Source organism: Legionella cherrii (assembly GCF_900635815.1).
GTDB lineage: Bacteria > Pseudomonadota > Gammaproteobacteria > Legionellales > Legionellaceae > Legionella > Legionella cherrii.
This window is the reverse complement of sequence record NZ_LR134173.1, coordinates 2,323,382-2,336,300: the sequence shown is the minus strand read 5'-3', so window position 1 is coordinate 2,336,300 and position 12,919 is coordinate 2,323,382. Positions and strand designations below refer to the sequence as shown.

The window sequence follows — 12,919 nt, the reverse complement described above, 5'->3', positions numbered from 1 at the left end:
ATTCAGACATTAAGATCACTATATCATATCATTGAACACCCTTTTTTACGATTTTTGCTTTTTTCATATTTCACTCTCTTTGTTCAAAAAAAATATGTTAGAATCACCGGTTTTGTAGATTAAAGAGTATATTCATGGAACCACTTTTAAATATAGCAGTTAACGCAGCACGACAAGCCGGTGAAATTATTATTCGACATATGGAGCAAGTGGATCGTCTTAAAATTACCGCTAAAAATAACCATGAATATTTTAGTGAAGTAGACATCAAAGCCGAACAAGCAATTATCCATACAATCCATAAGGCCTATCCAGAGCATGGTATTCTTGCCGAAGAAAGTGGCTTGCAGGAAGGAGATGGAGAATCAATCTGGATTATTGATCCACTCGATGGCACATCCAATTATCTACACGGCTTTCCATTCTTCTCCGTTTCTATAGCATTGAAAGTGAAAGGAAGGATAGAACATGGGGTTATATACGATCCATTAAGACATGAATGTTTTGCTGCAAGCCGAGGGCGCGGAGCACGATTGAATGATCGTAGAATACGTGTTTCCAAACAGACACAACTTATATCTTCACTTCTAGGAACTGGCTTCCCATCGCGTGATATCAGTATTGCACAAAAATACTTACCTACTTTCGAAGCTTTATTGGGTAAATGTGCTGGGATTAGAAGAACTGGCTCAGCAGCGCTTGATTTGGCCTATGTGGCAAGTGGGCGACTTGATGGTTTTTGGGAATTAGGCTTGCGTCCTTGGGATATTGCGGCAGGATCATTATTAATTAGAGAAGCAGGCGGATTAATTAGTGATTTGCAAGGAGGTGATGAGTTTCTTAAGCACGGAGACATTGTTGCAGGAACTCCTAAAGTATTTAAATCATTATTACAAACGATTTCACCTGTTTTGAAATAAAAAAATTATTGTGAACCCTATCCCCCCTCTTTGAACGAGTTAGGGAGTTTCCCTTTTCAGGACTGTAGCCCGGATTATGCTACGCTAATCCGGGCTACAAAATATCCAAACTACAAATTTATTGAAACCCTTGTTTGGCTCCAAAACTTAAAGGAAGCTCGTCAGCCAAAGCAGTTCCCAGATTTCTAGTTACGCGATCAAACAGATTTTGCTTATGTGTGTAGTCAATAACCTCAGGAATTTTAATCACGTCACGAGCTAACTGTCCGCTGCTCGCAAAACCATCAATTAACCCCATAGTTAAAGCTTGTTCACCAGTCCAAAACAGTCCAGAAAATGTTTCATCATCAATATGTAAACGACTTCCCCTCCCTTCTTTTACTCTATTAATAAATTGTTGATGAACCTGATCCAGCATCACTTGCAATTTTTGTTTTGCAAAATCGGTTTCAGGAGAGAAAGGATCCAAAAATGACTTATTTACACCAGATGTTTGTAATCTACGAGAAATACCAATTTTATTGATCAGATCAACAAAACCAAAACCATTATACAAAACACCTATAGACCCCACCATGCTTGCAGGGCTTGCATAAATCATATCCGTTGCAACAGCAACATAATATGCAGCAGACGCACACGCATCCACACACACTGAATATATTTTTATATCCGGATATTTTTTTTGATAAAACTTTATCATGTTATACATGTACTCAGCCTGAACCGGACTGCCTCCAGGGCTATTGATGCGAATAATTAATGCCTTTAACCCCGAATTTTTATAAGCTGAATCCAATCCCTTGGCGAAATCATCTGCGTTGGCTTTCGCTTCAGCCATTTCACCGGTTATATCTATTACACCGACATGATCTTTGACATTGAGGCCTGAGTCTTCATTAGTACTTAATGACACGCGATAGACAATAAATAAAATAATTAACAAATAAATAACACGCATTATCCATTTCCATCTGCGTTTCCTCTTTGCCTCTTTCATATAATCAATGATAATTTGGTTCAGCAAAGCTTGCGAATCCGGAGTAGAATTAGAAGAATGGTCATTTGTCATAATGAGTCACTTGAAATAATTAAATTAAACCTCATTTTACGGTAGATACAAGAAAATTGTAAGTATTCGCCACATTTTGAATACTGTGGGAAAAAGCTGTATTTGAGAGCGGGTTGTACAATCTCAACCATGAAAAATACGCAGTGCTCATTCGTATCCAGGTATTTTTTTGAATTAAGATCGCTCAAGATGAAACGTGGTGAACATTTGCAGAAAATTAACACCTATTAAAAGGTTATATATTATGAGAATGGATAAACTAACATCAAAATTTCAAATAGCCTTAGCAGATGCCCAATCATTGGCTCTAGGAAGAGATAATGGCTTTATAGAGCCAGAACATCTAATGAAGGCGCTTCTCGATCAGCAAGGAGGGAGTTGCAGGCCTTTGCTTAATAAAGCTGGAGTTAATATCCCTCTATTAAGAACACTATTAGATCAAGCATTGGATAAACTACCTAAAGTATCTGGAACTGGCGGTGATATCCACATTTCCAATGGATTAAACCGGTTATTAAATCTTACGGATAAGCTAGCCCAACAAAAGAAAGACAATTTTATCTCCAGTGAGCTTTTTGTTTTAGCAGCAATTAGCGAAGAAGGTAGTCTTTCTCGGATCATGAAACAAGCTGGTGGCGAAGTTAAAGCCATCGAAAGCGCAATTAAAGAACTACGAGGTGGTGAAACGATTAACGATCCTAACGCCGAGGAGCAACGTCAGGCTTTAGAAAAATATACGCTTGACTTAACCGCTCGTGCGGAACAAGGTAAATTAGATCCTGTAATTGGCCGTGATGATGAAATTCGTAGAACCATCCAAGTCTTGCAAAGACGCACTAAAAACAATCCGGTTTTAATCGGTGAACCCGGTGTAGGAAAAACCGCGATTGTTGAAGGATTGGCTCAGCGCATTATTAATGGCGAGGTTCCTGAAGGTTTAAAGAACAAACGCTTACTCTCTTTAGACATGGGCGCCCTAATCGCTGGAGCAAAATATCGCGGTGAATTCGAAGAACGACTTAAGGCTGTTCTTAATGATTTAGCCAAACAAGAAGGTCAGATTATTCTCTTTATCGATGAAATTCATACCATGGTTGGCGCTGGAAAAGCTGAAGGCGCAATGGATGCAGGTAACATGTTGAAACCAGCTTTAGCACGCGGCGAACTTCATTGCATCGGTGCAACCACCTTAGATGAATATCGTCAATACATCGAAAAAGATGCCGCTTTAGAACGACGCTTCCAGAAAGTTTTGGTTGATGAGCCCAGTGTTGAAGACACAATTGCTATTCTTCGCGGTTTAAAAGAGCGTTATGAAGTACATCATGGAGTTGAAATTACTGATCCAGCTATAGTCGCAGCGGCTACCTTATCACATCGTTATATTACCGACAGACAATTACCGGATAAAGCGATTGATTTAATCGATGAGGCAGGAAGTTTGATTCGTATGGAAATCGATTCAAAACCAGAAAGTATGGATAAATTAGAGCGACGTTTGATTCAACTGAAAATTGAACGTGAAGCCCTCAAAAAAGAACATGATGAAGCATCTAAAAAGCGACTTGAAGATTTGCAACATACCATTGACGAGTTGGAACATAACTATTCTGATTTGGAAGAAGTATGGAAAGCTGAAAAAGCAACCATGCAAGGAGCCACACAAATTAAAGAGTCACTGGAACAGGCAAAGCTTGAAATGGAAACTGCACGCCGAGCTGGGGATCTGAGTCGTATGTCTGAATTACAATATGGTCGTATCCCAGAACTTGAAAAGCGCCTAGCCCAGGTAGCTGAAGTAGAATCTCATGAGAATAAATTAGTACGTAACAAAGTGACAGAAGATGAGGTTGCAGAAGTCGTCTCTAAATGGACGGGGATACCTGTTGCCAAAATGATGGAGGGCGAAAAGGAAAAATTACTGCGTATGGAGGAAGTATTGCATAATCGTCTTATAGGCCAAAATGAAGCCATAGATGCTGTGTCCAATGCGATTCGCCGTTCACGTGCTGGTTTATCCGATCCTAATCGCCCCATTGGCTCATTTTTATTCCTTGGCCCAACTGGTGTAGGTAAAACAGAACTATGTAAGGCATTAGCTTCGTTCCTCTTTGATACTGAAGAAGCCATGGTGCGTATCGACATGTCCGAATTTATGGAAAAACATTCTGTTGCTCGTCTGATTGGAGCACCACCAGGATATGTAGGTTATGAAGAAGGAGGATATTTAACAGAGGCAGTTCGTCGTAGACCTTATTCTGTGATTTTACTTGATGAAGTAGAAAAGGCGCATGCCGATGTGTTCAATATACTGTTACAAGTCATGGACGATGGTCGTTTGACAGATGGCCAGGGGCGTACCGTAGATTTCCGCAATACCATTATTGTTATGACCTCAAATCTTGGATCCAACCTAATCCAAGAAATGGGTAATAAATTCAAATACGAACAAATTAAAGATGCAGTAATGGAAATGGTTCGACAGCATTTTCGTCCTGAATTTATTAATCGTATTGATGATACTGTGGTCTTCCATTCACTTGAAAAGGAGCAAATTGCAAAAATTGCTGCGATCCAAATTGCCTATTTGCAAAAACGCCTGAAGCATCAGGATATTCATCTTGATGTAACTCAGGAAGCTTTAACGCATTTAGCAGAAGCAGGTTTCGATCCCGTATATGGTGCAAGACCTTTAAAACGTACCATTCAGCAACAAATGGAAAATCCTTTGGCTCAAGATATATTGACAGGGAAATTTAAAGCAGGTGAAACGATTAAAGTAACTTATAAAGATGGTGAGATGCAGTTTAAGAGTCGCTAGTTGCAAGGATTTGTCTCTCAAAGTACCTTTGGGAGACAAATCCTTTTCACTTGGTACTCCTCTAAACTTTTACTCCCCTCCTGGATCTATGGATTGGCTACACTGACTTCATCTTTACTGTTTTTGTATTGTTCCTCGACCGTGGCAAACTTTGAATCTAAATGCTTCGGTATGGTCGTTGAATAACTTACAGCGTGATCAGCAAAACTTTGCTGTTCTTGGTTGATAAGAGCAAGTTTTCTATTTTTTTCTTGATGCATTGAGGCGAGAACTCCCCCATTACCTTCTTGCTGATCCATTTTTTCGTTAAGATTAGCTAACTCTTTGGACCAGTAGAACGTAGCTCTTAATTTATTAGGAGAATTATCTTCATCCCATAATTTTCTAAGGTTTGCAAAATTGCCGAAAGGACTAGCATGCTCAAGGAGTTGATTGTACTTTTTGAGATAAGGCTTAGGAAAGTCGCCTTGAATGATCTTATCTTGCAATTGTAAATTGCTAATCACTAAAAAATATCCCTCATAATTATGTTTTTTTCTTAGACTAATCGCTATGTCAATCCAGTGACAAAAATGCTTAATTTGACATTCTTCCTGAGCTTCCTTTATCTCTCTTTTAATACAAGACTCTATGTACTCTCTCCCCTCAAAAAATGTTTTAAGCTCCGGACTCGCCTTCCCTCTCTTGGCAAAACCGTCTGGGTTTGCAAAATCGTGTAATGAAATTCTGCTGTAATCAGCTCTTAACTGCTCATCAATCAGTGTGGCATCAATTTGTACCAATTGGTGGTACTTTTTAAGATAGGGTTTAAACATCTTATTTTGAGTTAATTGATACTCTCTATCGATTTCCATTAAAGTGTCACGCACCAAAAAATATCCTTCATAATTATGCATTTTCCTCAAGATAAGCGCTGTATCTAGCCATCGCCGAAAAGAATTAATTTGGGAGCTCGGAGAAGAGTGCTTACTTATATCCTCGCTAATGAAATATGCTAAGATTTTTCGAACTTCCAAGTGTTCCATATCATTCGCGCTTGCAATTCTTTCCCTTAATTTAGCATTAAAGAGTTTGGCATGGGCATGAGCGAACCGACATTCAAGGTAAGCATAGAGGGCATCGCCGTCTTGATCGCGTTTTATTTTTTTTATATTTTCTTTTTTAGCAATCATCTCATCCCAATTAAAAGGAGCATTAGGTTGAGTTAAAAAATGTTGCTTTATTAGTAAATCATTAAAAAAAGAGTTCTTAGGTGTTGCAATTATTTTAGACATAGTGGTGCGCCCATAAAAAAGTGCTCAATTATAAGTCTTTTTGTTTATTACAACAATATAAAAGCTTTTTTTTATATAATTTATTTATTTCCTGTACTTTTTAGTTAATATGTGTAACCAGCAAATCGAGTAGGTGGTCTCTCTATCATCGCCCCCTTATATGTTCTAATCGCTCCACCAACCTCTTTTTCACACCAGGCCATTCCTCAGCAAGTATGCTGAATAAAGCCGTATCGGTTATGTGACCATTATGATGGATCATGTGCTGGCGTAGAATACCTTCTTTCGTTGCACCTAATTTTTTTAAGGTATTATAGTTTTTGACGTTACATGGATCTGTTGCGATTTGGACTCGATTCATGTTCCATGCTTCAAACGCATTCTGAAATAATAATAACAAAGATTCATGATTATATCGCTTACCCCATACTGATGGAGTAAACCAACCGTAACCAACTTCCAACTTTTTATGCTGTGGCTCTATCTCATAATAGGCACGACTTCCAATTAATGCATTATCTTTAATTCGTCTTATTACATATGTGAGTTGTATGCCTTGAATCTGCTTCATCAAACAGTCTTGAAACCAAGATTCATAAAACCCACCATTCGCTTTATTTGGCATATAAGTCCAAATGCGCGGATCATCAGCAGGAGAACGCAAAAATTCATAATGCTTTATGGCTAGGGGCTCCATTTGAATTGAAGTACCAATAAGCGTTTCGGGCACAAGTGTACTGACTTTTGTGTTATTCTTAGGCATAATATATAGGTCAGACATTATTGTTCCTCATATAAAACCATGATCAATAAATTATTTCATCAAATTAAACAACTGTTTCAAGTACCAGCCGATAAAATTATTTCTAATGCATATCGGATTATTGGAATTGATGACAACTATCAAAATACCCAGAAGGTTTATGTTAAAGTCCAAGTAACCGGTAAAGCAGAAACTTTTGATAAGCCTGTGAGTGAATTGTATCAAAAAAAATGGCTGGATAATTTTTCGCATGAAGATGTCGCACATATTGCAGCTTTGTATTCTGCAGAACAAACCAATAATCTCGATTTAATTAAAAAATTTCCAAAGCAAAGTGCAGCAAACAAATCCAGTGTCATCAGTGTAGGAATACTGTTTACAACTTTTTTAATCTTATCGAATTTAGCTGCTTTTAAAATCGCAGCTTTTGGCTCAATCAGTTTTGCTGCTGGTTTAGTTTTTTTTCCGTTAACTTATGTCTTTGATGACATTTTAACCGAAGTGTACGGATTCAAAGTAAGCAGACGAATTATTTGGATGGCACTACTCGCAAATACTATCGTATTTTTAGGTACCTGGCTTACCATTTATTTGACCCCATCACCCTATTGGCCTTACCAAGAAGCATATGCGACGATATACCATGGTACATTAAGGGTTTTCTTAGCTTCAATCATCAGTTACTTTTTCGGTGAATTTACCAATTCAATAATTTTGGCCAAACTGAAAGTGCTGACATCCGGAGAGCGACTTTGGCTTCGTGCAATTACAAGTACCGTTATTGGCGTTGGTATTGATACCCTGATTTTTACTCATATTGCCTTTTTATTCATAATACCTTACGCAGGAATTTGGCAAATCATCGGCACGATGTATTTATTCAAAGTTTTGTATGAAGTATGTGCTTTACCGATTACGTATCACGTTTCAAACTATTTAAAACGAAAAGATAATATCGATCATTATGACGTGAAAACGAATTTCAACCCATTCTCATTAGCGCTGTGATAATGGATACGGCAATACACACTACCTCCAGAAATGGCCCCGTTATTATTCATTCAAATTATTTATGGTATTTAACCTTAACCTATTCCATGATCATCGTTTTGGCTAATTGGTTTGATCCACGCCTAATTAGTATTTGGGGGTTAACAACAGACGCTGGAACCTTAATCTTTCCACTGTCGTTTTTACTTTCTGATCTTATCACCGAGGTATATGGCTATAAATACGCACGTCGTACTATTTGGTGTGGATTTATATTTAATGTGTTTTTCTTTTTATACGGCCAACTCGTAATCCATATGCCCAACCCCAATTTTGCAACAAATAATGCTCTTTTTGATACACTGTTAGCCACTAACTTTAGAATTATCTTGGCTTCTTTCATCAGTTACCTTCTTTCAGAATCGTTTAATTCATACCTTATGGCCAAAACTAAAATTAGAGTTCAGGGACGATATATGGCAGGTCGATTTTTTCTTTCCTCATTTTTGGCATCAGGTCTGGATAGTATGATTTTTACAACGATTGCATTTTATAAATCAATACCTGATTCCGTGTTGATGACCATGATCTTGACCATGTGGTTTATTAAAGTATTTATGGAGTTATGCGGACTTCCTCTGTCTATAAATTTGGTTAATAAATTAAAAAGAATAGAACAAATTGACATTTATGATAAAAAAACAAAATTTAATTTATTTCGTTTCGATCTTGATTATGTAGAGCAAGAGAATAAGTTTTTAAACAGAGACATACTCGACAGTAACTCTTTTTTTAAGGCGAAGGCCCAGTCAAATTATAATATGTAGTCTGGACGAGCATACTGAATTCAATAGCGTATTACTCTTTAAGGCTTTTCCAGACTACCTTATAATCAATTAATAGGTGAAGACTATTTCAGTGCTCTCTTTTTGGGAAGCCTTAGGTAAGGTCAATTCTTTTTCCGCTCTTGTAATAGCGCCCTTCAACTTCTCTTTCCCTCCAAAAAACTCATAATCTAATCCATCATTCGAAACAGCAGGTTCCGTTTCTAGATACTCTCTAAGAAATTTCACGCCATCACGCATATCTTCACTAGTCAACTCATCAAGAGATTTCTCCAATCCTAAAGCCTGTTGAATGGTAAATAACAAGTCTGAGTCAAGCAAATTGGGCTGTTGCAGTAATAAAGCATAGCCGCCAAAAAGCATAAAGCTGCAAGTAAAATTATGGCATTCTTTCATTTTTGTTTGGAACGTACTGTGATCCGTAGCTGCTAAATTGTCTTGGATAAAAGGAGTATAAAATAATTTGAATATTATGTTTCTTGATCTCTCTGATTTGACATGCTTCATGATACTTTCAAGAATAGCTACATCATTTAAAAGTCGAAATGCATTAAAATCTTTATAATCCTTTGCAATAGCCTTACTCCATTTTTCTATATCTTTTTCAACCTCTTTACGTTCTTCTTCGATTTGCAGTGCTAGAGATTGAACAAAATGGATTGCTTTAAACCGGCGCAAGCATGCTTCACCACGTTTGGTCTGTTCTTTGATCATGTCCCCTAAATACTGTTTAAAATTTTCATCTTTTGCAAAATGGGGATATTTCATAAATTGAGGAACTTTCTCTTTATTCTCCATCAGCATATTGTCGCGGAATGTTTCCAACGCCTCTACTGCGGTGACCGCATCAAGAATTTTTAAATCTTCTTCTCTAAATCTCTTTTTAACAACCTCTATCTCTTTAAAATGCAAGGCTTTCCTTATAGCTAAGAATAACCGACAACTGGTTACTTCACATTTGCCAAAGATGGTCCAGGACGCATAACTATTAAAATCATCATATTCTTTAATTAAGCGAAAATAGCGATGAAGTAATGCGCCCAACAAAAATAAAGCACCTTGTTCGATTTGTTTCTCATCTTCTTTGGGAATTTGACGGAGCTCATTAATTAATAAATTGAATACCTCAACTTGTGACTCTCTATCCGTTTTACATGTTATTACATCATTTGTTCTGGCGATTAGTACCTCAAGGCAAGATGTTGATCCGCCACTAATAGTACCATCCATTATGTTATATCTTTCCAATAAAAGAGAGTATTTAGGTTTCAGATTTAGGGTACTGATTTTAAATGTTTCAAATGCTGGTGGGATAAAAGTCATACATCCTCCTTAATACATATTCTTTCCTCAAGAATCCATGATTCCTCTACAAAACTGATACAACGATGAAGAATTTCTGTCCAATAAAAAATATTTTGCCTCATGAATGTCTTTTTGAATTGTTGCTCCTAATTGCTTGTTTAGATCAGAATATGTTTTTTCTTCGCGCCGCTCATATACAAAAGTGCAATAATAACTGAGATCGCTCAGACATGAATCATAAAAATCCCGATCTATCTCCTCAATGGATTGAACTCCTAGATGACTTCGAAATAATTCAATTAAAGAATGATGAAGATACTTGTTAACCGAGGAATTACATTGAAACCACTTTACCAAATATATTCCGATAATAACCTTTCTTCTAAATTCATTGAAATCATCTAGGGTTAACTGTGGATCTTTTTTGACGAGTTTAGCATATGGGATTAATTCATAGGTTTCATCTAAACTGTCAGCCAGCATACTTATTGTAGCTGCATCGTTCATGGCAGCATGGCTAGAAATGAGTAATGAAAAAAAACCTAAACACCCCACATGTTGTCCATGAGTTCTTGCTAAACACGTCGCTATTTGTTTTGCATTTTGCTGAAATTCGGCAAACTTTGTCATTGCGTCCCTCCTGCAAATAGTGACCCGCAATAACTGCAACGCGTCATTTGTCCAAAAATGTAAACGCCTCCATTTTTTATAGCAACCTATAAAAAATATTGCAACTATTAATTTAACTATTTGAACATAAAAAGAATTAAAAGTTTCTTTTCTAATTTTTTATGTCCAATGCGTTCGAGGATAATTCAGTCCCCAATCATCCCGAGTGCAACCAGGGATCTCCACGCAGCAGCACAGTGTTTACTATGGGAGCTCCCTCATTGCACTCGGGTCGATACCCAAATTACGCTGCACTACTCCGAGCCACAGTGCTCCAGACTCCGACAGCACCACACCAATTTATCTTGAAAACCGTTCATCTATTGCATTAATTAAGCCTTGATGAATCCCATTAAACCCCCGATTACTCATAACTAAAACAGCATCCCCCTCTTTCACGATGTTCGTTACCTCATTAATTATTTCATCGTGGTTTTTACATATCTTATACGGGCAAGTCCAGTTGCTAAGCGTTTCGTACAGATTAAAATCATGTGGCTCTAAAACATAGGCACCGTGAACAGGTTTCAATGCCTGTGCCATTTCATCAGCATGAACACCAGTACGCATGGTATACGATGCAAATTCCAATACTGCAAATATGCGTTGATGCCGGTTACTTCGTTGTAAAGCATCAACTGTTCGCATAATTGCCGTAGGATGATGTGCAAAATCATCATAAACAGTGATGCCATGCTTATTCGATCGAATCTCCAAACGACGTTTTACTGGAGTAAAACGTTCTAACGCCTCAGCAGCAATTTTGGGACTGACTCCTGCATTAACACTTGCGGCAAGAGCGGCTAAACCGTTTTCCACATTAAAACGCCCTATTAAAGGCCATCTAACTTCCGCAACCTCTTCACCTTGATGCAGGACTTTAAATGCTGAACCGTTCTCTTCGATCAATTGAGCTGACCATTGAGCATTGCTATCCAAAGCCAGTTCTTCAACGCGTGAATATTGACCACGAGCGATCACCTCATTCAGTGCTTTATCATCTCGAGGTTTAATTGCAACGCCACTCGCAGGGATTGTTCGTAATAGATAATGAAATTGCAATTGGATTGCTGCCAAATCAGGATAAATATCGGCATGGTCAAATTCGAGATTATTTAAAATAGCAATCCTGGGACGATAATGCATAAACTTGGGACGTTTATCAAAAAAAGCGCTATCGTATTCATCTGCTTCAATCACAAACCATTTGCCTGAGCCTAGACATGCGCTCGTTTTAAAATCGGAGGATACCCCACCAATTAAAAAGCCGGGATTAAGACCTGCTTGATGGAGAATCCAGGCTATCATTGAAGTGGTCGTCGTTTTCCCATGGGTACCAGAAACTGCTATTACTTGATATCTGGGTAAAATATTTTCAGCAAGCCATTGTGGTCCAGAAGTGTATGGTTTGCCTGATTCAATAACTGCTTCAAGTACAGGCATACCTCTTTTTATTGCATTACCTACAATAATCAAATCTGCTTGCAAAGCTAAGGTAGTATCATCGTAGCCTTCAGTCCAGTCTATTCCTTTTGCTGCAAGCAAATCACTTACCGGGGGATAACAGTTTGCATCACTTCCAGTAACCTTATATCCGGCATCACGCGCCAGTAAAGCAAGGGCGCTCATAAAAGTTCCACTTATACCTAAAATATGTATGTGCATGATAATCCTAATCTCATTGTAAAAAAGAAACTGTTAAAATATTAACCGCAATTAAACCAAAAGCAGCTAATACCGATTGAATCGCTGTTGTGCTTAATGCGAACTTATAAATATGTGCTGTAATAACAAATTGCCAGACAGACAAGCCTAGACTTAAGAATAAATAGACAATACCCATAAATAAAAATAAAGGATTTCTTAAATGAATAAGCGATAAATAAGGTGCAAGGATCAATAAAGGAATAACCAGTATATGGATGATGATATTGATACAATATAATGAGGTGACTGTTTGTATGAGTCGTGAAGTCAATCCTTTAAAATACAAAATGAGATAAGTATAGATAATATAAGAAATGACTAAGCATACAGAAATAAATAGATTATTTACCATATCTTCAGAAGAGTTGAAATAAGAATAATTCCATTCGAGCGTCATAAGTAATGCCAACAAAACGCCACTCAAAATCATTCGAGTAACAGAGTAAGGGGTATTTTCTGGGCTATCTTTTAATAAGCAAATATCCCAATAACGATCAAATATAAGATGTAACATTTAATTCTTCTTCGTAGGATTAACGCAGCGTAATTCGGG

11 protein-coding genes are annotated in these 12,919 nt (G+C 37.5%); 4 read left to right on the top strand and 7 right to left on the bottom strand.

The features are described 5' to 3' along the window. The first annotated feature begins 134 nt into the window (after nt 1–134). Nucleotides 135–920, top strand: a complete 786-nt coding sequence (locus EL022_RS09845) for an inositol monophosphatase family protein (protein WP_028381841.1) — start codon at nt 135–137, stop codon at nt 918–920. 118 nt (nt 921–1,038) lie between these two features. Here EL022_RS09845 and EL022_RS09840 read toward each other — a convergent pair whose 3' ends face one another. Next, on the bottom strand, nt 1,039–1,992 hold the full coding sequence (locus EL022_RS09840; RefSeq protein WP_028381842.1) for a S49 family peptidase: 954 nt from the start codon (nt 1,990–1,992) through the stop codon (nt 1,039–1,041). Nucleotides 1,993–2,236: 244 nt separating this feature from the next. On the opposite strand from EL022_RS09840, the gene clpB reads away from it, so the two are divergent. Then, nucleotides 2,237–4,813, top strand: coding sequence for an ATP-dependent chaperone ClpB (gene clpB / locus EL022_RS09835; RefSeq protein WP_028381843.1), 2,577 nt, complete (start codon nt 2,237–2,239; stop codon nt 4,811–4,813). 86 nt (nt 4,814–4,899) lie between these two features. Here clpB and EL022_RS09830 read toward each other — a convergent pair whose 3' ends face one another. After that, nucleotides 4,900–6,087, bottom strand: a complete 1,188-nt coding sequence (locus EL022_RS09830) for a RasGEF domain-containing protein (RefSeq protein WP_028381844.1) — start codon at nt 6,085–6,087, stop codon at nt 4,900–4,902. A 145-nt stretch (nt 6,088–6,232) separates the two neighbouring features. Further along, nucleotides 6,233–6,868: a GNAT family N-acetyltransferase gene (locus EL022_RS09825; protein ID WP_035901164.1), complete on the bottom strand. Its 636-nt coding sequence runs from the start codon at nt 6,866–6,868 to the stop codon at nt 6,233–6,235. A 21-nt stretch (nt 6,869–6,889) separates the two neighbouring features. Here EL022_RS09825 and EL022_RS09820 point away from each other — a divergent pair, with 21 nt between their 5' ends. Both EL022_RS09820 and EL022_RS09815 read left to right on the top strand, forming a co-directional pair. Beyond that, the gene (locus EL022_RS09820) at nt 6,890–7,858 is read left to right on the top strand and encodes a queuosine precursor transporter (RefSeq protein ID WP_028381846.1); all 969 of its coding nucleotides are present in this window, start codon (nt 6,890–6,892) and stop codon (nt 7,856–7,858) included. 2 nt (nt 7,859–7,860) lie between these two features. Further along, entirely contained in the window at nt 7,861–8,667 is an 807-nt protein-coding gene (locus tag EL022_RS09815; protein ID WP_051544495.1) for a queuosine precursor transporter, read from the top strand. A 69-nt stretch (nt 8,668–8,736) separates the two neighbouring features. On the opposite strand, the gene EL022_RS09810 is transcribed toward EL022_RS09815, so the two are convergent. The 4 genes from EL022_RS09810 to EL022_RS09795 form a co-directional block, all read right to left on the bottom strand. Next, nucleotides 8,737–10,008: a hypothetical protein gene (locus tag EL022_RS09810; protein ID WP_028381847.1), complete on the bottom strand. Its 1,272-nt coding sequence runs from the start codon at nt 10,006–10,008 to the stop codon at nt 8,737–8,739. 27 nt (nt 10,009–10,035) lie between these two features. Then, complete coding sequence (locus EL022_RS09805; protein ID WP_028381848.1) at nt 10,036–10,620, bottom strand: hypothetical protein; 585 nt, start codon at nt 10,618–10,620, stop codon at nt 10,036–10,038. A 339-nt stretch (nt 10,621–10,959) separates the two neighbouring features. Then, nucleotides 10,960–12,324, bottom strand: coding sequence for a UDP-N-acetylmuramate:L-alanyl-gamma-D-glutamyl-meso-diaminopimelate ligase (mpl, locus tag EL022_RS09800; protein WP_028381849.1), 1,365 nt, complete (start codon nt 12,322–12,324; stop codon nt 10,960–10,962). 13 nt (nt 12,325–12,337) lie between these two features. Further along, nucleotides 12,338–12,880: a hypothetical protein gene (locus EL022_RS09795; protein ID WP_028381850.1), complete on the bottom strand. Its 543-nt coding sequence runs from the start codon at nt 12,878–12,880 to the stop codon at nt 12,338–12,340. Nucleotides 12,881–12,919: the final 39 nt, after the last annotated feature.